The organism is Catellatospora tritici, from assembly GCF_019083965.1.
Classification (GTDB): domain Bacteria; phylum Actinomycetota; class Actinomycetes; order Mycobacteriales; family Micromonosporaceae; genus Catellatospora; species Catellatospora tritici.
Genome location: NZ_JAHRCY010000017.1, coordinates 11,440 through 29,701 on the forward strand (window position 1 = coordinate 11,440; position 18,262 = coordinate 29,701).

15 protein-coding genes are annotated in these 18,262 nt (G+C 71.5%); 5 read left to right on the top strand and 10 right to left on the bottom strand.

Features of this window, described 5'->3' with window-relative positions:
• Positions 1–4 precede the first annotated feature (4 nt).
• Positions 5–1,231, top strand: coding sequence for an RNA polymerase sigma factor (locus KUA19_RS30505; RefSeq protein ID WP_217401488.1), 1,227 nt, complete (start codon positions 5–7; stop codon positions 1,229–1,231).
• Here the strand turns inward: KUA19_RS30505 and KUA19_RS30510 are convergent.
• Both KUA19_RS30510 and KUA19_RS30515 read right to left on the bottom strand, forming a co-directional pair.
• Positions 1,189–1,545: a YciI family protein gene (locus KUA19_RS30510; protein ID WP_217401490.1), complete on the bottom strand. Its 357-nt coding sequence runs from the start codon at positions 1,543–1,545 to the stop codon at positions 1,189–1,191. The genes KUA19_RS30505 and KUA19_RS30510 overlap by 43 nt on opposite strands.
• Positions 1,546–1,692: 147 nt before the next feature.
• Positions 1,693–2,364, bottom strand: coding sequence for a hypothetical protein (locus tag KUA19_RS30515; RefSeq protein WP_217401492.1), 672 nt, complete (start codon positions 2,362–2,364; stop codon positions 1,693–1,695).
• 218 nt (positions 2,365–2,582) lie between these two features.
• Between KUA19_RS30515 and KUA19_RS30520 the strand changes: the two genes are divergently transcribed.
• Positions 2,583–3,305: a hypothetical protein gene (locus KUA19_RS30520; RefSeq protein ID WP_217401493.1), complete on the top strand. Its 723-nt coding sequence runs from the start codon at positions 2,583–2,585 to the stop codon at positions 3,303–3,305.
• Between the two features lie 53 nt (positions 3,306–3,358).
• Here the strand turns inward: KUA19_RS30520 and KUA19_RS30525 are convergent, their stop codons facing one another.
• The 3 genes from KUA19_RS30525 to KUA19_RS30535 are packed head-to-tail and all read right to left on the bottom strand — an operon-like array spanning position 3,359 to position 6,593.
• Positions 3,359–4,543 carry an ABC transporter permease gene (locus tag KUA19_RS30525; protein ID WP_217401496.1) on the bottom strand — a complete coding sequence of 395 codons (1,185 nt, stop codon included), beginning with the start codon at positions 4,541–4,543 and terminating at the stop codon, positions 3,359–3,361.
• Positions 4,540–5,256: an ABC transporter ATP-binding protein gene (locus KUA19_RS30530; RefSeq protein WP_217401499.1), complete on the bottom strand. Its 717-nt coding sequence runs from the start codon at positions 5,254–5,256 to the stop codon at positions 4,540–4,542. Before KUA19_RS30530 ends, KUA19_RS30525 begins: the two co-directional genes overlap by 4 nt.
• Positions 5,253–6,593 carry an efflux RND transporter periplasmic adaptor subunit gene (locus KUA19_RS30535; protein ID WP_308167736.1) on the bottom strand — a complete coding sequence of 447 codons (1,341 nt, stop codon included), beginning with the start codon at positions 6,591–6,593 and terminating at the stop codon, positions 5,253–5,255. Before KUA19_RS30535 ends, KUA19_RS30530 begins: the two co-directional genes overlap by 4 nt.
• A gap of 90 nt (positions 6,594–6,683) precedes the next feature.
• Here KUA19_RS30535 and KUA19_RS30540 point away from each other — a divergent pair, with 90 nt between their 5' ends.
• Positions 6,684–7,790: an AI-2E family transporter gene (locus KUA19_RS30540; RefSeq protein WP_217401502.1), complete on the top strand. Its 1,107-nt coding sequence runs from the start codon at positions 6,684–6,686 to the stop codon at positions 7,788–7,790.
• A gap of 8 nt (positions 7,791–7,798) precedes the next feature.
• Positions 7,799–8,344, top strand: a complete 546-nt coding sequence (locus KUA19_RS30545; protein ID WP_217401504.1) for a hypothetical protein — start codon at positions 7,799–7,801, stop codon at positions 8,342–8,344.
• Positions 8,345–8,424: 80 nt separating this feature from the next.
• On the opposite strand, the gene KUA19_RS30550 is transcribed toward KUA19_RS30545, so the two are convergent.
• The 3 genes from KUA19_RS30550 to KUA19_RS30560 form a co-directional block, all read right to left on the bottom strand.
• Entirely contained in the window at positions 8,425–9,591 is a 1,167-nt protein-coding gene (locus KUA19_RS30550; protein ID WP_217401506.1) for a hypothetical protein, read from the bottom strand.
• Positions 9,588–10,082: an RNA polymerase sigma factor gene (locus KUA19_RS30555; RefSeq protein ID WP_217401508.1), complete on the bottom strand. Its 495-nt coding sequence runs from the start codon at positions 10,080–10,082 to the stop codon at positions 9,588–9,590. The genes KUA19_RS30550 and KUA19_RS30555 overlap by 4 nt, the downstream gene beginning before the upstream one ends.
• Before the next feature lie 150 nt (positions 10,083–10,232).
• On the bottom strand, positions 10,233–12,293 hold the full coding sequence (locus tag KUA19_RS30560) for an Hsp70 family protein (RefSeq protein ID WP_217401509.1): 2,061 nt from the start codon (positions 12,291–12,293) through the stop codon (positions 10,233–10,235).
• Positions 12,294–12,515: 222 nt separating this feature from the next.
• Here KUA19_RS30560 and KUA19_RS30565 point away from each other — a divergent pair, with 222 nt between their 5' ends.
• Complete coding sequence (locus tag KUA19_RS30565) at positions 12,516–13,109, top strand: hypothetical protein (protein WP_217401511.1); 594 nt, start codon at positions 12,516–12,518, stop codon at positions 13,107–13,109.
• A gap of 56 nt (positions 13,110–13,165) precedes the next feature.
• Here KUA19_RS30565 and KUA19_RS30570 read toward each other — a convergent pair whose 3' ends face one another.
• Together KUA19_RS30570 and KUA19_RS30575 are read right to left on the bottom strand one after the other, a co-directional pair.
• Positions 13,166–13,666: a DUF3592 domain-containing protein gene (locus KUA19_RS30570; protein ID WP_217401513.1), complete on the bottom strand. Its 501-nt coding sequence runs from the start codon at positions 13,664–13,666 to the stop codon at positions 13,166–13,168.
• A gap of 134 nt (positions 13,667–13,800) precedes the next feature.
• Positions 13,801–18,159, bottom strand: coding sequence for a LamG-like jellyroll fold domain-containing protein (locus KUA19_RS30575; protein ID WP_217401521.1), 4,359 nt, complete (start codon positions 18,157–18,159; stop codon positions 13,801–13,803).
• Positions 18,160–18,262: the final 103 nt, after the last annotated feature.

Below are 18,262 nucleotides of genomic sequence, written 5' to 3' on the forward strand. Positions count from 1 at the left end.
CGTGGTGGACCCCGGTGACACACTGTCGGCCCTGTGGCGGGCCGACGGCCCGAAGCTGCGCGCGATCCTGGCCCGGCGGCTCAACGACCTCGACCTGGCCGAGGAGTGCCTGGCCGAGGCGCTGGCGCGGGCCGCGCAGAGCTGGCCCGTCGACGGCCTGCCGGACAACCCCGGCGGCTGGCTGGTCACCACCGCCTGGCGGGCCGCGCTCGACCAGCTGCGCCGCGCCGAGACGGGCCGCCGCAAGCTGGCGCTGCTGGCCAACGAACCCCCGGCCGACAGCGACGACGACACCCTCGCGCTGATCTTCGGCTGCTGCCACCCGGGGCTGCCCGAGGCGGCGCAGGTCGCGTTGACCCTGTACGCGGTGGCCGGGCTGAGCACCGAGGAGATCGCCGCCGCGTTCCTGGTGCCGGTGCCGACCATGGGCCAGCGGCTCAGCCGGGCCAAGCAGAAACTCAAAGCGGCGGGGGTACGGTTCGCACCGCCCGACCCCGAGGACTACCCGCAGCGGTTGCCCGCCGTCCTGGCCGTGGTCTACCTGATCTACAACGAGGGCTACCTGGCCAGCTCGCACCACGCCCCGCAGCGGCGCGACCTGGCCCGGCAGGCGCTGTCGCTGGCCCGCGAGCTGGCCGTGCTCATGCCGACCGAACCCGAGGTGGCCGGGCTGGCGGCGCTGCTGGAACTGCACGAGTCCCGGGCGGCGGCCCGCTTCGACGGCTGGGGGCGGCTGGTGCTGCTCGACCGGCAGGACCGCGGCCGGTGGGACGGCAAACTCGTTGCGGCGGGCACCGCGCGGCTGGAGCAGGCACTGGCGCGGCGGCGGCCGGGGCCGTACCAGCTGCAGGCGGCGATCGCGGCGCTGCACGCGCAGGCCGAGTCGACCGAGGCCACCGACTGGCTGCAGATCGGCACCCTGTACACGCTGCTGCACCAGCGGACCGGCAACCCGCTGGCGCTGCTCAACCGCGCCGTCACCGCCCGCTACCTGTTCGGCCCGGACACCGCGCTGGCCGAGGTCGACGCGTTGGCGCCGGAACTGGGCGACTACCGGCTCTTCCACGCCGTACGCGGCGAGCTGCTGGCCGCGCTCGGGCGGGCCGAGGAGTCCCGGCAGGCGGTGCTGGCGGCGCGGGAACTGGCCGTCAACCCCGCCGAGCGGGAACTCCTCGACCGCAGGCTGGCTCAGTGCGCGACGATCGGGCGCACCTCGACGCTGGCTCCGTGACGCAGACCCGGCCACTCGGCGGCGACCTCCACCGCCTGCTCGATCGTGTCGGTCTCCAGCATGATGAAGCCGCCGACGACCTCCTTGAGCTCCAGGTACGGCCCGTCGGTGACGACGGTGCCGCCCACGCCGTCACCGCGCAGGGTGCGGGCGGTCTTCGGGTGCTGCAGCTCGGCGCCGCCCGAGGCGAGCACACCGCGCTCCTGCCAGCCGTCCATCACGGCGACGATGCGGTCGTACTCCTCGCGCAGCTGCTCGGGGGTGAGCGTCTGCTCCAGGTCGGGGTCGTTGCAGATCAGCATGACGTACTTCATGGGTGTCTCCCTCGTGGGCGGGTGCCGTTCGCACCCTCTCACCTGGGTGACGTACGGCCGCACCCCGGTTTCGACACGTCGCCGAATTTTTCCGCGGTCAATGACGGTGAATATAGGGCCCGCTGTACCGCCACCGCGGTGGTTGCCCTACGGCGTCAGCAGCGCGTCGGCCAGCACCACGATCGTGCCGGGCTTGTTGCACTGGATGAGCAGGCGCACGTAGTAGGCGTCGTCCACCTTGGCCGACACAGTCGCAGGACTGTCGATGGTCGCCTGCACGGTGCTGCTCGGTCCTTCGTCCGCGCTGCCGGGCTTCCGGTCCTGCGGGTCGGGGAAGACCATCAGCTGGACCAGCTGATTGACCGGAGTCGGGTCCTGGAAAGCGCGCAGCGTCGCGGTCAGTCTCTTGGCCGTGCGCGGCCGTTCGTAACTGATCTCGACCTTGTTGTCCATGGTGGTGTTCGCCGGGCAGCGGGTGGCGATGGCATGGCTCATCGGCGGCAGCCCATCCGGCAGGCTGATCAGCCGACCCTTGCCGAGCGCGGGAGTGAGGTCGGAGAGGTACACGCCGGACGTCGGCGCTGCCGAGGTGGCGGACACGGCCGCCGCTGAGGCGGGCGCCGGACCCGCAGTGGCCGTCACGCCCGCGGGACCGGCGGGTCGCGTCGGGTCGGCCGGAGCCGCGCTGTTCGGGAAGAAGATCGACCAGGTCTGCGCCAATGTGCCGACCACGGTCACCGTGCCCACGACGAACGCGCCGATGAGCGACCACTTGATCTTGCGTCGGGCCGGGGTCTCGATGGGGGATGGCGCGGACACGGTGCTCCTGGGCGGTCAAGGGGCAAGGACGACGATTTTCGCACGGATTCGTACAGGTGAGAATGGTCCCAGCGGAAGAGATATCCGACAAGACCGATGATCTGCCCTGTTGCGCTCCGAGGGCAGAATGCCGTCTTATGGCCGACTCCCTTCCCACGCCACCAGCGTCGCCGCAGCCACCGTCCACACCGGACGCATCGGCCGACCGCACCGTCCCTATGAGCGTCCCGCCCACCGGCGCGGGTGCGGCTCCCACCCCTGCCAAGGCCGCGCCCCGCGGCGGCCGCGGCCTGGCGGCGATAAGCCTCGTGGTCTCGCTGATCGCGGCGGCGCTGTCCGTCGTCGCGGTGCTGCGCTCGGGGCCGTCCGAGCCGGAGGCCACGGCCAACCCCGGCGGCGCACCGAGCGCCCAGGCCAAGCCGGGCAACGACGCCCCGCAGGGCCAGCCGACGAATGAGGCGGCCCCGCAGCCGTCGCCCTCGGCCAGCGTGCTCGACGTGCTCAACCCGCAGGCGACCTTCACCTCCGCCTACACCCAGCAGCAGCTCATTCCGCAGGTCACCCGGAACGACCGGGCTTACCTGGACCTGAACGAGCCGCGCGTGGTCAACGGCAACAGCGACCGTTTCGACGTGTACCTGACCCTGCCGTACAGCAGCAGCGTGCCGGTGATCCAGCTTGACGAGGGTGTCGAGGCGGCGGTGCTGATGAACAACGAGAACCCTCAGCCTGAGGACTGCACCTCGGCGATCCGCACCAGCCCGGTCCCGCCGAGCGCGACGACCGCCGCCCAGCGGCCGCTGGTGATGTGCATCGCGACGTCGCCGAAGCAGGCCGCGAGCGTCGGCCAGGCGCAGGTGATCGTGGTGCTGAAAGTGACCGCGCTGTCGGATGACGCGAAGGTCACCATGCAGCTCACCGCCTGGAAGCTGCCGAGCTGACACGGGCTTCGTCTGCGGCCCGGGGCTTGCCGTCCCGGGCCGCAGACGTCAGCTCAGTCGGTGCGCAGTGCGACGACCGGGTCGAGCTTGCCCGCCCGCTGGGCGGGCACCACGCCGAAGGCGATGCCGACCCCGGCCGACACCCCGAACGCCAGCACCGCCGACCACCAGGTGACCGTGGCGGGCACCGGGCTCAGCGCCCCGACCGCCAGCGACACCCCGACCCCGATGACGATGCCGAGGATGCCGCCGACCGAGGTGAGCAGCACGGCCTCCAGCAGGAACTGCAGGCCGATGTCGCGGGGCCGGGCGCCGACGGCCTTGCGCAGCCCGATCTCGCGGGTCCGCTCGCGTACCGACACCAGCATGATGTTGGAGACGCCGACCCCGCCGACCAGCAGCGAGATGCCCGCGATCGCGGCCAGCACGGCCGTGAGCACGCCCAGGATCTGGCCCAGCGCGCCGAGGATCTGCCCTTGGGTGACCGCGCTGAACTCGTCGTCGGGGTGGCGCCGGTGCAGCTCGGCGACGATGTCACGGCCGAGGGCGTCGATGCCGTCGCTGTCGGGGGCCTTCACCGCGAACGCGTCGATCCGGTTGGTGCCGATCAGCCGTTGCGCGGTGGTCAGCGGGATGTGCACCTCGTTGTCGCGGTCGACGCCCAGGCTCTGGCCCAGCGGCGCGAACACGCCGATGACCCGGAACCGGACCCCGGCGATGGACAGCTGCTGGCCGACGGGGTCGCGGGCGCCGTACAGCCGGTGGGCGACGCTGTCGCCGAGCACCGCGACCCGGCGTCCGGTGTCGACGTCGGTGCGGCTGAGGTAGGTGCCGGTGCGCAGGTCGCGCAGGAACACCTTCGGCGTCGACTCCAGCACCCCGAGCACGCTGGTGAACATGGTGTTGTTGCCCGCGCGCACGTTCTCGCCGGAGGTCAGCGACACGGTGACCCGGTCGCGGTCCCCGACGACCTTCACCACCGCGTCCAGGTCGGTGCGGTCCAGTTTCGACACGGTGGGGGCGGCGTTGAAGTTGACCTGCCCGGGGACCACGATGAGCAGGTTCGAGCCCAGCCCTTCGACCTGGGCCTGCACCGCGTCGCGGGTGCCGGTGCCCAGCGCCACCAGGATCACCACGGCACCGACGCCGATGACCATGCCCAGCATGGTAAGCATGCTGCGCAGCCGGTTGGCCCGCAGCGCGTCCAGCGCCACCCGCCAGGCCTCGGCGAACCTCACGGCGCCACCTCTCCGGCCGGGGCGGCGCTGTCGGACAGCACCAGCCCGTCGCGCATCATGATCTGCCGCCGGGCCCGCGCGGCGACCTCGCGGTCGTGGGTCACCAGCACCACCGCCACGCCCTCGTCGGAGTTGAGCCGTTCCAGCAGCTCCAACACGGCCGCGCCGGTGGCGGAGTCGAGGTTGCCGGTCGGCTCGTCGGCCAGCAGCACGACCGGTTCGGTGACCAGGGCGCGGGCGATGGCCACGCGCTGCTGTTCGCCGCCGGACATCTGGTTGGGGCGGTGCAGCATCCGGTGGCCCAGGCCGACCCGCTCCAGCATCTGCGCGGCCTTTCGCCGCCGCTCCTTGGCGCCCAGGCCCCGGTAGACCAGCGGCAGCGCCACGTTGTCCAGGGCGCTGGTGCGGCCGAGCAGGTGGAAGGCCTGGAACACGAAGCCGATGGTGGCGTTGCGCAGGTGCGCCATCTCACCCGGGTCCAGCCCGGACACGTCGCGGCCGCCGATGCGCAGCGTGCCCGCGGTCGGCTGGTCCAGGCCGCCGAGCAGGTGCATCAGCGTCGACTTGCCGGAGCCGGACGGGCCGACGATCGCGGCGTACTCGCCGTTGTCGATGGTCAGGGTCACCCCGCGCAGGGCGGGCACGTCCACCCCGTCCAGGGCGTACACGCGCTCGATCCCGACGGCCTCGATGGCCGGGGCGTCGCCGGTCATGGCAGCTTGTCCCCGGCGGTGACGCGGTCGGCGCCGCGTACCACCACCTGCTCGCCCTCGCGCAGACCGTCGGTGATCTGCAGGGTGTCCATCCCGGACACTCCGACGGTGACGCGGCGGCGTTCGGCGGTGCCGTCGGCGGTGCGGACCCACACCGTGTCGTGGCCGTCGGTGGTGAACACGGCCGAGGCGGGCACGGTGACCGCGTCGGCGGCCTCGCGCACCTGGAGCCTGGCCACGGCGCTCATGCCGGGTCGGGGCGTGGGTGCACCGGCGGGCAGCGCCCCGAGGGAAAGGTGCACCCGGTAGGCGACCGCGCCACGGCTGTTGGCCGTGGGCAGCACGTCGATCGCGGTCACCGTGGCCGGGTAGGCCACCCCGGGCGCCGCGTCCAGTTCCGCCTCGGCGGCGATACCGGTGGCGACCAGCAGGATGTCGGTCTCGTCGACCTCGGCGACCAGGCCCAGCTCGCTGGTGTCGACGACGGTGACGATCGCGGTCCCGGCCGACACCGGGGCGCCCACCGCGGGCACCCCGGCCACCCCGGCGGGCACGGTCGTGCCACCGGAACCGGCCGTGCCGGTGCCGCCGCTCAGGCCGCCGAGCAGGCTGGACAGGTCGGGTGCGGCCGCGGCGGTGGAGGTGCCGCCGAGCTGCACCACGCCGGGGATCGGCGCCCGCAGCGTCAGCGCGTCCACAGTGGCCCTGGCCAGGTCATACGCTTGCTGGGCCTGGAGTCTCTGGGCGGCGCTCAGCGCCTTCATGGCCGAGCCGAGCGAGGCCACGCCGCGCTGCACCGCCCCGGCGGCGTCGGCGACGGCGGCCGAGGCCTGCCGGTAGCCGCGCTCACCGGCAATGATCTGCGCCAGCAGTGCCTGGCGCGCCTGCTCGTCGGCGATCTGCGCGGCCGCCGTCCGGGCCTGGGTGAACGCCTCGGCGGCAGCCTTGTCCAGGTGCTTCTGGGCACCCCGCAGGTCGATCGAGGGGCTGCCGCCGCCGGAGCGCTTCGCCGCGTCGAGGGCCTGCTTGGCCTGGGCCAGCCGGGACTGGGCGGACGGGGAGGCGACGACGGCGAGCACCTGGCCCTTGGCCACCTGCTGACCGGGTGTTACGGCGAGCTTGGCGAGGGTACCTTCGGCGGGTGCGGTCAGGGTCGCGGCCGCGCGGGCGGTCACCGCGGCCGGAGCGTCGACGACCTCGGTGACGGTGGCGCGGCTGACCGCGGCCAGGGTCACCTCGGGGGCGTCGTCGCAGGAGGCGGCGGACAGCGAGACGGTCAGCAGCACCGTGCCTAGCAGCAGGGTGGGCCGGGCGGATCGGTGCAGGAGGGGTCGCACCCGGGCGATGGTAGCCAGCGTCGGCTGCCGATGGCCATACTCAGGTGGCTCAGTTCACCGTCCGATGTGGCGGATTTGGGGAGGTAGAGGGTGGAGAAGCAGTTGCCGTCGCCGCGGCGGTCGGTGTTCGCGACCGGGTTCGTCGGCGGGCTCGGGCTGGTGTGCGCGGTGGTGCTGGCGCTGGCCGTACGCGAGGCGGCGTCGATTCTGCTGCTGATCCTGGTGGCGCTGTTCCTGGCGATCGGGCTGCACCCGGCGGTGTCGTGGCTGCAGCGGCGCGGACTCAACCGGGGTCTGGCCGTGACGGTGGTCGCGCTGGCGGTCACGCTGCTGGGCTGCAGTGGCATCGTCGCGTTGGTGCCGCCCCTGGTGAGCCAGTCCGACCACCTCGTCGACGCGATACCCACCTATCTGGACAAGATCGGCAAGGATCCGCAGCTGGCCGAGTTCCTGGCCCGCTACGACCTGGTGAACCGGCTGAAGTCGGCGGCCACGCCGGAGACGCTGGGGCAGGCGCTGTCGGGCGTGTTCGGCGGCGTGCTGCTGTTCTTCGGGCTGATCTTCAACATCGTCACTGCGGCGGTGCTGACCATCTACTTCCTGGCCGCCTGGCAGCGGCTCAAGGAGGGCTTCTACCGGCTGTTCCCGGCGAACCGGCGCGAGCAGGCGCAGGCCGTGGGCGACGAGATCTTCGAGAAGTTCGGCGCGTACCTGCTGGGGTCGCTCGCGGTGGCGCTGCTGGCCGGGGTGTTCGCGTTCGCCTTCTTCCTCATCGCCGGGGTTCCGTACGCGTTCGCGTTGGCGTCGGTGGTGGCCGTGTGCGACCTGATTCCGCAGATCGGGGCGATGCTGGGCGCGATCGTCGGCGTCATCGCCGGGTTCGCCGTCTCCATTGAGGTCGGCGTCGCCTGCATCATCTTCTTCATCGTGTACCAGCAGGTGGAGAACTGGCTGATCGCCCCGCGCATCATGAAGCGCTCGGTCGACATCTCCGACCTGGCGGTCATCCTGTCCGCGCTGGTCGGTGCGGTGCTGCTGGGCGCGGTCGGCGCGCTCATCGCGATCCCGGTGACCGCCGCGCTGCAGCTGATCCTGCGCCGCATCATCATTCCCAGCCTGGACCGGGCCGGGATCATCGACGCCCCGGCTGAGGAGGAAGCAAGCCGACACACCGAAGAACAACCCGATGCGGTATGACTGTCGCCATGACGAACGGCTTCCCCGCCCCCGCGCCGTCCACTGCCGACACCGACGCGGTCGCCAAGCTCGGTGAGTCGGCCCGTGGCTGGCACGGCCTGCAGCTCGGTGTGCTCGGCTTCATCGGGTTCTGTGGCGTGCTGCGCATGGGCGAGGACAGCCCCGGCCCCGAGTGGCTGTCCTGGATGGCCGGACTGATGACGGTGGGTTCGTTCGGCACCGCGCTGTGGTCGATCCTCAAGGTCGGCAAGGTCGCCTGGCCGACCGGCGAGGCCCCGGCCGAGCCGGTGTCGCTGGGCGCCCAGCTGCGTACGGGCATCCGCGCCACCATCGCGTCGGTGGCGATGATGGCGGTGGCCGGGTTGACCGCGTGGTGGCCCGCGCCCCCGGCGCCGTCGGTGGAGCTGGAGTTCGGCAACGGCGCCACCGCGTGCGGCGTGGTCACCGACGGGGCCCCGCCGCGCACGCTGTGGCTGAGCACCAGCGGCGGCGTCACCCTGCCGGTGCCCGTCGACGCGATCGTCACCATGCGCCCGGTGTCGAGCTGCGCCTAGCGCGGCCACCGGGCAACGGTCGGCGAAGACGAGAACGTATCTCGTGCCGGTGATGCCGAATCCGGGTCGCCGGCGGTCGGTCAGCGCGCCCGCTGGGTCACCTTTCCCTGGTCGATGGTGTAGACGGTGGTCGCGGTCGTCATAATGATCTTTTGGACCTTCCCGTCATCCGGTACCTGCGCGAGGTACACGCCGTCGCCGACCTGTGCGCGCACCGTCGTCCCATCGGAGCTGACGATCTCCACCGACTCCGTACCGGCCGGGGCGACACCCGCCGTCCACATACCGGCACCGTCGCGGTCGTTGGCGCTCAGGGTCACGCCGAGCGCGACGGTGCCGGCCGAGACCGTCGACAGGGCCGGTCCGAAGTACGACAGGCCGTGGTCCGGGTCGTCCGCAATGTTGGTCCAGGAGCAGACGGCGAAGGCCTTCGAGGTCCGGTAGACCTTCAGCACCCAGGTGTCCTCGTGCCGCACGGTCAGGCCCAGCGTGGCCCCGGCCAGCCCTTTGTGGTTGTCCAGCGTCCGCCGGCAGTACTGCGCGAACTCCTCCTCCTGGTATGTCGCGGTCGTCGCCAGCGGGTCTCGGGCCAGGTCCAGCCCGCCGTCTCGCACCGTCAGTTTCGCGTCGGCCAGGGCGTCGCGCGGCCCCCACAGGACGGCCATGCCGTCTCGCCGGGCCAGCTGCACCTCACCGCGCGTGGCGGTGACCGTCACCGCGTCGGTGGGGTCGCGCAGCTGCGCGACGATCGCCACCGTGCCGTCCGGCAGCCGGTCCCGGTACGCCACCAGCGGCTGCTGCGGTTTCACCACGGTGGTCGGCCCATACGAGATCCGCCCGGAGATCGCTCCGTCGGCGGTGCGCGCACAGTCGAAGATCATGGCGCGCAGCGGCCCGGGAGCGCTGGTGTAGAGGCGGAACCGGGCGTCACCGCGGCGCATCTCGATGAGCGGCGTCCCGAGCGTGGTCGGCAGTTGGGCCGCCCGCAGCGTCTTGGCGGCCTCGGCGGTGTAGCTCGCCTGGCAGCCGCGATCGAGTGCCGCGACGTCGAGGGACTCCGTGTGCCGGTCGATCCCGTACACCGTCGCACCGGCCAGGCCGAGCAGGGCGGCCGCCGCCATCGCGATCCGGGCCCGGTGCCGGCGCTGCCGTCCGCGCCGTTCCACCTGGGCGAGGTCGACGCGGAGCGAGCCGTCGCCGAACCTCGTCGCGATCAGGCTGGTCAGCTCGTCGTCGGTCATCGTCATCGTCGGGCCTCCATCCGGTACGTCGCCTGGTCGCCGAGCGCGCCGCGTAGCGCCGCCAGGGCGCGGTGCAGATGGACGTGCACCGTCGCGGAGGTGATCCCGAGCAGCTGCCCGGCCTCCTCGGCGCTCATGTCCGCGAGGATGCGCAGCGCCACGACCTCCCGCTGCCGCCGAGACAGCGTCCTGACGGCCGCGACCAGCGCATCGTCGGGTGCCTCCGCGGTCGAGGTCATGATCATGGGGTCGGGTCCGTCGGCGGTGAGGAACTCGCCCCTGCGGCGTCGCCACCAGGACCGGGACACGTTGAGTGCGGTCCGGATGACCCAGGCGGTCGGGTTGCCGTGGTCGCGCACGGATCCCCAGTGCTGGTACGCGCGCGCGAACGCCTCGGCGACCGCGTCCTCGGCGGTGGCTCGATTGCCGACGGCCATGAGCACCGCGCGGTACGCGACGTCGCGGCGTGCGCTGAAGAAGTCGGCGAAGGTGTTCACGGCGTCTTTCGATCTGGTGGGTTCGGCCTGGTCGGCGCTCGGAATACGCCGTAGGGACCTGCCACCTTTACGGAGCCGGATAACGACCCGATAACGGCTGACTCCGCAACCGGTCGCCGACGCCCGGCCGCGTCCGGGCCGCCGGGAAGATCACACCTGCCAGACGTCCACGCAGCTGGTGTCGGCGGCGCTCCACTGCGCCAGCAGGTGGTGGCCGTCGGCGCTGAACGCGGTACGGGCCGACTTGACCGAACCAAGGTCGGTGCGGAACACCTCCTCGGCGCTGCCGGTCTCGTGCAGCCACACCGCCAGGCCCGCCGCGCTGCGGGCCGTGCCCGCCCGCAGCCGCCCGTCCGGGCTGTCGCACTCGGAGGCGAACCCGTCGGTCGTGCTGTGGTCGGTGTATCCGGCGTACCGTCGGTTCAGGTCCTCGCCGACCATCTCCTCGATGACCGTGCCGGTGAACAGGTCCCACATCGTCGCCACGTCCCGCACGTACCGCCCGACGTGCACCTTCCGGTCGGCCTCGGCGATCAGCCGCCACTGGCCCTCGTGCACCAGCACCTTCACCGGCCGGTTGTTGGCCGCGGCCCGGAACTGGTTGGTGAGCTGCCCGGACATCACATCCCAGACCGAGAACCGGCCCTGCGGATCCCACGACACCAGGGCCAGCCGGTCGTCGGGGCCGACGAACACCTTGCCGCGGCTGTCCGACGACATGCCCATCGGTCGTACCTCCCGCACGACCGCCCCGGACGAGATGGCCCGCATCCGCACGTACACGCCGGAGCGCTCGCACTCCACCAGCAGCTCGTGGTCCGGGGTGAGCAGCCAGTCACCGGCCACCCGCATCTGGTGCCGCTTGGCGGCCCGGTCCCCGGCGATCACCTTCACGGTGCGGGTCATCGCCGCGATCGCGTCGGAGGTCAGCAGCGCACCCGGGGCGATCCGCTGCTCCACCAGGATGCCCTCGCGGGCGGCGGTCAGGTCGTAGACCCGGTCGTCGGCGGCGCGGACCTGGGCCAGTGCCGTGCCCGGCCCGTACTGCTGGCCCTGCCCGACCAGCCATCGCACGAGCCGGGCCCGTCCCTCCGGCACCTCCCAGGTCAGCGGCTCCATCCGCCACGTCGCCGCGTTCGCCGCGATGCGGCGCGAGCCGACCCGCCCGGCCCAGCGGGCCGCACCCCGGATCACGGCCAGCTCCGGGTCGGTCGGCTGCCACAGTGGCCGCTGCAGGTCGCCGCGCAGCGCCGCCCGCGCCACGGGCAGCCGGGACGCTCCGCCGACCAGCAGCACGCCGGTGACGTCGTTGAGGGTGAACCCGGCGCGGGCCACCACGGCGCGGCAGCTCGCGATCAGCCACCGCAGCGCCGGTTCGGCCAGCCGCTCCAGCCCGGCCCGGCTCATCCGGTACGTCGGGGCGTGCGGGGAGATCCGGTCGGTGACCTCGTCGGTCTCGGACAGGCGGTGCTTGACCGAGCGGACGAAATCGGCCGCCGCGAACCGGGCCAGCAGGCCGGTTTCCCCGCCCGCGTGCAGCGCGGGCGCCAGCCACTCGTGCAGCGCGGCCCGCAGGTCGTTGACCAGCAGCAGGTCGAAGTCCTGCCCGCCACCGGAGGTCTCCTGGCCCAGCACCACCGGGTGCTCGCCGTCGACCCGGGTCAGCGCCACCGACCAGGACGCGCCCAGGTCGCACACGAGCAGCAGCGCCCCGTCCGGGAAATCGCCGTGCGTGTGGGGGTCGACCACCGCCGACACGGCGTCGCCGACCAGCTCCGCGTCGGGGAAGCCCGCGTCGGCGGCCAGTGCGAGCAGCTGCTGGCGGCGTGGGTCCTGCGGCCCGTACGCGGACGGGACGGTCAGGGCCAGTCGCTCGATCGGCTGCCCGGTCCGCTGCTCGGCCTCGGCCCGCAGCACCTTCAGGTACGCCGCCAGCACGTCGGTCGCGGACACGGTGCGGTCGCCCAGGTGGATCGGCTCGCCGGTGTCCAGGGCCTGGCGCGGCCCGGCCGCGAACCAGCGTGGCAGCAGCTCGCGCCGCTGCACCGCGGCCGTGCCGACGACCAGGCTGTCGCCGTCCAGGCACACCGCCGACGGCCAGCGCATCGCGCCGGAGATCGGGCACGGGACCGGATGGAGCTGGGTGCCGGTGACGACGGCAGCCGACGTCTGATACGCGCCGAAGTCGACCACCAGGATGGGCTGGGTCATCGTGGACTCCCTGCTCGTGCTGCACCGAGGGTTGACACCGTCGTCAGCCGCGCGCTGATGGTCGCCGATGTTAGCCAGCGGCTGTTGCCGGGCGGTTAACCTTTCGGGCATCGGGGTTAAGAATTCGGGGGAGCTCAGGGCGGACCCCGGGTGCGCGGTTCGGGGTGCCGATCGGGATGCTTCCCGATGGTTCGCCGACCAGCGCTGCGGCAGGTTTATGGCATGACCGACCAATCGCGACTGACTCGCACCGCACTCGTCGGGGCGCCGCTGCTGTGGCTCGCCGGGTGGCTCATCATGCGCTGGCGGGGCCACCTCGGGCCTGGTGCCGCCTGGACCGCGGCCCACTCGGTCTGGGTCGTCGCGTTCGCGCTGTTCGCCGTGGCGGCGGTGCACCTCTACCGCAGGCTGGACGGCTCGGCGCGGGTGCTCGGCGTCGTCACCGCCGCGATGAGCCTGTTCGGCGCGGTCGCCATGATCGGGCAGATGGGCATCGACCTGTGGTCGGGCTTCGGCGCGGCGGACAAGGCCGCGATGGGCGAGCGTGCCGACCAGGCGATGGCGCTGCCCGGGGTGGACCTGGTGCTGTACCAGTTGGCTCCGGCGCTGCTGTACTTCGGCCTGTTGCTGCAGTTGGTCCTGCTGGCGGCGAACCGCCGCGCCGGGTGGACGGCTCCCGCGCTGGTCGCGCTCGGCATCGTGCTGGTGCTGGTCGGGCGGGGCGTCGACGGGGTACGGCTGCTGGAAGGGCTCGGGTCGGTGGCCATCTGGGGTGCGCTGGCGCCGCTGGCCCGCCAGGCGCGGCACCAGGTCTGAGGGCGTACGTCACCGACGGGTACTGCCGGCAGCCGGTCCGGCAGTGCCCGTCGGGCTCAGCCGTTGACGCTGCTCGAGGACAGGATGTCGTTGACGGTGTCGGAGATCGATTTGGCCACGTCGGGCAGGAAGATCGAGACCACGGCGATGACCAGGACGAGGAACAACAGCAGGCCGAGGCAGCCGCCACAACCGCTGCTGGCACTGGACTTGCGGCCCAGCAGCGGCACGTAGCCGTCGGTCTGGTCGTAGCGAACGTCGACCTGGTCGCCCTGCCGGAAGTGGCCGTCCAGCCGGACGGTGCGCGGCTCGCCCCAGTGCGTCGTGTATGTGGCCTCGGCGTGGTGGTTCGTGGTGGTGTGCATGCCGCCGTTGGCGTTGTGGCTGGTATGGGTGGTGGTCCAGGTCTTGGTGATGGTGCCCTGGGCGGACCAGCCGCTGGATTTGATACGGCGGCGCCGGAAGAACTGATAAACCAGATAGAAGAACATGCCCACGCAGATCAGGGCGATGACAAGGCCGATTACTCCGCCCATGCCCGCGACATCGAAGTCCATCACGCGAGTGTAGGGAGCGGTGGCACAGTCCGGTGAGTCGGAAATCATTCCGTTCACGACACGGATTGTGTCCGGTGAAGATGGAGCTGCCCGGGAACGTGGAACGTTCCCGGGCAACTCCGCGAGCGCACTCGTCAGCCGCAGATTCCGGGCTGAGCGGAGAGCATGGACTGGCCCCAGTCGGCGGAGGTTCCCACCGGCTTGGTGAGGTGCGGGATGGGGTTGTCGTCGAGCACGGTCGGTGCGGCGTCGCGGTAGAGCGTGACCGTGTTCGAGTTGTCACGCACGTAGTAGAGGCCGCCACCGGGCGAGAACGCGCTGTTGACGTTCATGCCCCAGTTGCCGGGTGATCCGCTGGTCCAGCTCGTGCCCGAGGTGATCTGGTAGTTGCGGACCAGGCCGTCGGAGGTACGGCTGCCGATCACGTAGTTCGGTGCCGTGGCGGTGAAGGTGGTGAGGCCGAAGCCGGTGCCGACCGTGGACCAGTTGATGATGTCGGCCAATACCGGCTTGGCCGTGGTCACCTGATACCGGCGCAGCACGTCCCCGCTGGTGATCCCGTAGTAGTAGGTGCCGTCGAAGCCTGCCTTCAGCAGGGTCCAGCCGGTGCCCAGCGCCACGGGTGCGGCGAAGGTGAGGGTGTCGGTGTTGGTCAGGATGTCGATGCGGTAGAGCGTGCCGCTGGTGCTGGGCACCAGGAGCGTGTTGTTGTTCAGCACCGCGATCGAGGCGGGTGTGTAGCCGATCGTCGCGGTCGACGTCAGCTTGCGCACCACTGTGCCGGTGGCCGGTTCGAGCATGGTGAAGGTGAGCGCCCCGTTGGCGTTGATGCCGTAGATCACCGGGTCCGAGGTGCAGTTGGCGGTCGTGCTCGGGGTGATGTTGGCGGTGTTGTAGAGCTGTACGTCGGCGACCTGGCCGTTGAGGAACGCGCCGCTGGTCTGCCAGTCGACGCCGATCCGGAGTTGGCCGCCGGCGTAGGTGCTGGTGGTGGGGTGCTGCAGGCTCGCCGAGTTGACCCCGTCGATGCTCAGGATCGCCATGCCGGTCGACTTCTGGTAGCTGACCGTGAGGTGGGTCCACACACCGAGCCGGGCGCTGCCGGGCGGGGCGACTGCGGTGTGCCACGCCGCGGTGGAGGCGTCGCTGTCGGCCATGGCGAACCGCCACGAGCTGTCCGAGCCGTTGGCGTAGAGCTTGAACTCGGACTTGACGGTGCCGTCGCCGGAGAGCACGACGCCGTCGGAGTTGTTGAGCTTGACCCACGCGCTCAGCGTGAAGTCGGCGTTGACGAAGGTGAGCGAGCTGCTGGTGTGCAGGTAGCCCGCGCCGCCGAACTGTGCGTTGGGGCTGAAGACGTCCCCGGTGTGCCAGACCACCCCGGTGCCGCCCGCGGTCAGGGGCGCCGAGGTGGCGCCCGCGCCGACGATGTCACCGGCGGTGGTGATCGGTGCGCCGTCGGCGGCGGAGCCGATGTCGGCCAGGGTCCAGGCGTGGGTCGAGGTGATGAGCCCGGCCGTCGTCTGCGCGGTCAGGGTGGCGGTGCCCGCCCCGCTGTTGAGGGCGGTGGTCAGGTATGCCGTGGTCGCTCCGGTGGCGGCGACACCCCACAGGTCGGCGTCACCGTCGGCGTCGATGTCGGACGCCTGGATGGTGTCGGCCGGGGCGAGGCCGGTGGTGGTGACGGCGTACTGGGTGTAGGAGACGGTCGCGGTGTAGTCGGGGTTGGTGGTCACGGTGACGCCGGTCCACAGGTAGAGGGCGCCGGTGGACGTGTTGTGCAGGAACAGGGCGGTGCCGCCGGCGAGTCTCGTCGAGGCCAGGGCCCAGTTGCCCCAGTTCTGGTCGCCCGCCGGGGTGTTGACCGTCACGTCGTAGCCCATGGGGTAGCCGCCGACGGTGTTGTTGTTCGGGTAGAACGACAGGTAGTAGCGCCCGAAGTCGGCGGAGCCGTTGACGGCGAGCAGGTCGGGATAGGCCAGCCCGGCCCCGGAGGCGTTCCAGGCGTTGACCACCCGCACCGGGTCCTGGCCGTGCATGTCGGTGAACGTGCCCGGACTGACGGTGCTGACGAATCCGCTGGTGGTGTGGAGGGTCGAGCCGTCACCGTTGCCGTTGAGGATCACCGCCATACCGGGCCGGTCGACGGTCGGCGCGTAGTAGGCCATGACGTCGTTCTGGCTGCCGCCGGTGAAGGTGCCGGTGCTGACGGTCGTGGCGTCGAAGTCGTGGGCGCTGTCGGTGCCGAAGGTGCCGTTGCCGTTGACGCCGATGTTCTGGGCGAGGCGGTTGATCCGGGAGTCGGTGCCGCTGGCCGGGTCGTCGTAGCCGGAGGCGAGCCAGAGGCCCGGCGGCAGGTCGGCCCGGCCGACGGTGAGCAGGTCGGCCTTGCCGTCCATGGTGAGGTCGTCCACGGCCTCGGGGCTGGCGGCCTGGGCGGTGAAGGTCTGCGAGGCGCTGTCGCCGATGTTGCCGCCGGCGGTGACGCCGGTGACGGTGATGGTGTTGGTGAACCGGGTCGGGGTCACCGTGAACGACGCGTTTCCGCTGGTCGCGGGGACGGTGATCGGGGCACCGGCATTCAACTGGTACATGTACGACGCCGGTGCCGTACCGGTGGGCGGTGGCGTGACGGTGACCTGGATGGGCGAGTTCACGGTGGCCGTGGCGGCGACGGTGACGTCGGGCGCGCCGGCCCGGGTCGGGTCGAAGTTGAAGTCACAGGTGCTGGAGTAGGAGCTGTAGGCGCGGCCGTCGTAGGTGCGTACGTGCCAGGAGAACTTCGTGACGGCCCCGGCCGCGGCGGTTTCGAGGACGGACTTGTTGACGAGGGCGACGGCGGTTTGGCCGGAGCCGAAGTCGAAGGTGGCCGGGGGCGTGGAGTAGAGGATGCTCCCGGGGGCGCTGGACTTCCAGAGTTCGAAGCCGGCGCCGACGGTGTTGCCGTCGGGGTCGGAGACGACCGCCTTGAGGTTGATGTTGGCGTCGCCGACGGTGGTGAGGGTGGTGCATCCGGTCACCGGTGAGGTGGACAGGGTGCTGGGGACGTTCGGGGGCTGGTTGTACTCGAGGTTCAGGGTGGCCGTGGACGGGGAGAACTCCTTCCACGAGTTGTGGTCGTTGGCCTCGTTGGTTCCCATCAGCAGGAACGTCTGGGTCTTGCCCAGTCGGCTGGTGACCACGCTCTTCACGTCGAACTCGACGTCGGCGGCAGGGCACGAGGAGTTGTAGCCGTGCGCCTCGGGCTGGCCGTCGATCACCGAACCCTGCTTGCCGTTCCAGTAGTTCCAGGTGGCGTTGGACGACGACAGCGTGTACGCGGTGGGGGCGTACACGTTGACGGTGCTGGCGGTGCACGACCATGACCAGACCTCGCGCAGGCGCAGCGTGGCCTTGTTGACCGTGCTGCCGGCGGCCAGCGTGGGCAGCGCGAAGTTCATCAGCGTGTGCGACCACACGACGCCGGAGTTGCCGACCTGCATGTTCCCCTGCGGGTCGGGGGTGTCGTTCCAGTAGTTGCTCGACGGGTACGTCTCGGCCACCGACGCCCACCCGGTCTTGTTGTAGCTCTTCGGGGTCCAGACAGGGGTGGGGTCGATGTAGACGGGGTAGGTCGTCTTCGCTCCGGACAGCACCTTGGTGTCGGGGGTGAGCGTCATCGCGTCCTTGCCGACCGACAGCCCGACCGGAGCCAGGGCGGCACCGGCACCGGGTGCGCGCGCCGACGACCGCGCCGGGCGGCCGTCGGCGACCCGCCCGCGGACCTCGGCCGCGCCCGGGGTGAAGGTGGAGTCCCACATCTTCGGCGGCTGGGCGTGCAGCACGACGTCGCCGGAGCTGTCGCGTCCGCTGAGGCCGCCGTCTGCGTCGACCTTGAGGTCCATGCCGGAGGCGCGGGTGGCGAACCGGAGCTGGCGCAGGGCGGGGTTGCGGGCCGCCGCGGCGTTCTTGACGACGAGCACCTCGCTGACGCCGCCCAGGGTCGTGACCCGCACCTGCAGGTCCACCCCGGGCAGGATCTCGGCATAGGTGGCGGTGTCGCCCGCGAGCTGCGGCGCCGGCAGGGTCATCGGCAGCGACAGCTCAAGGCTCGCCGCGCCGCCGTCCATGCTGGCCACCGGGCCGTCGCCGCCGCCGGACAGCTTCACCGACGACGCGGTGACGGCGGGTGTGATCGAGCCGTCCGCGTTGCGTCGCAGGGTCGGATCGAGCTCGGCCCACTTGGTCCCGGTCCGCTTGCGGACCGGAACGAGGTTCTGGCTCAACGACATGCGGCCGTCAGGGAGTGCGGTCAGCATGCTCGAGGCCGTCGTCGATCCGGTCACGACGACCGGCTTGCCGGACGTCTTCGCCGCGGCGACGGCCTGCGGGATCGTCAACGCGTCTGGGTTCACCGCCGGTGCGGGCGGGGTGGCCGGGCTGGCGGGTGCCGCCGGTGCGGCGCCCTCCGCGACGCCGCCGAGCTGCACCGCGACACAGACAGCGGTCAGCACGCCCAACACCCTGAGTCGGGTTGAGTGCATTCTTAACCATCCTTGGCGTGGGGTGGAACGGGGAAACCCAGAGGCGGCCCCGTTTGTCAGACGACAGCTAAGC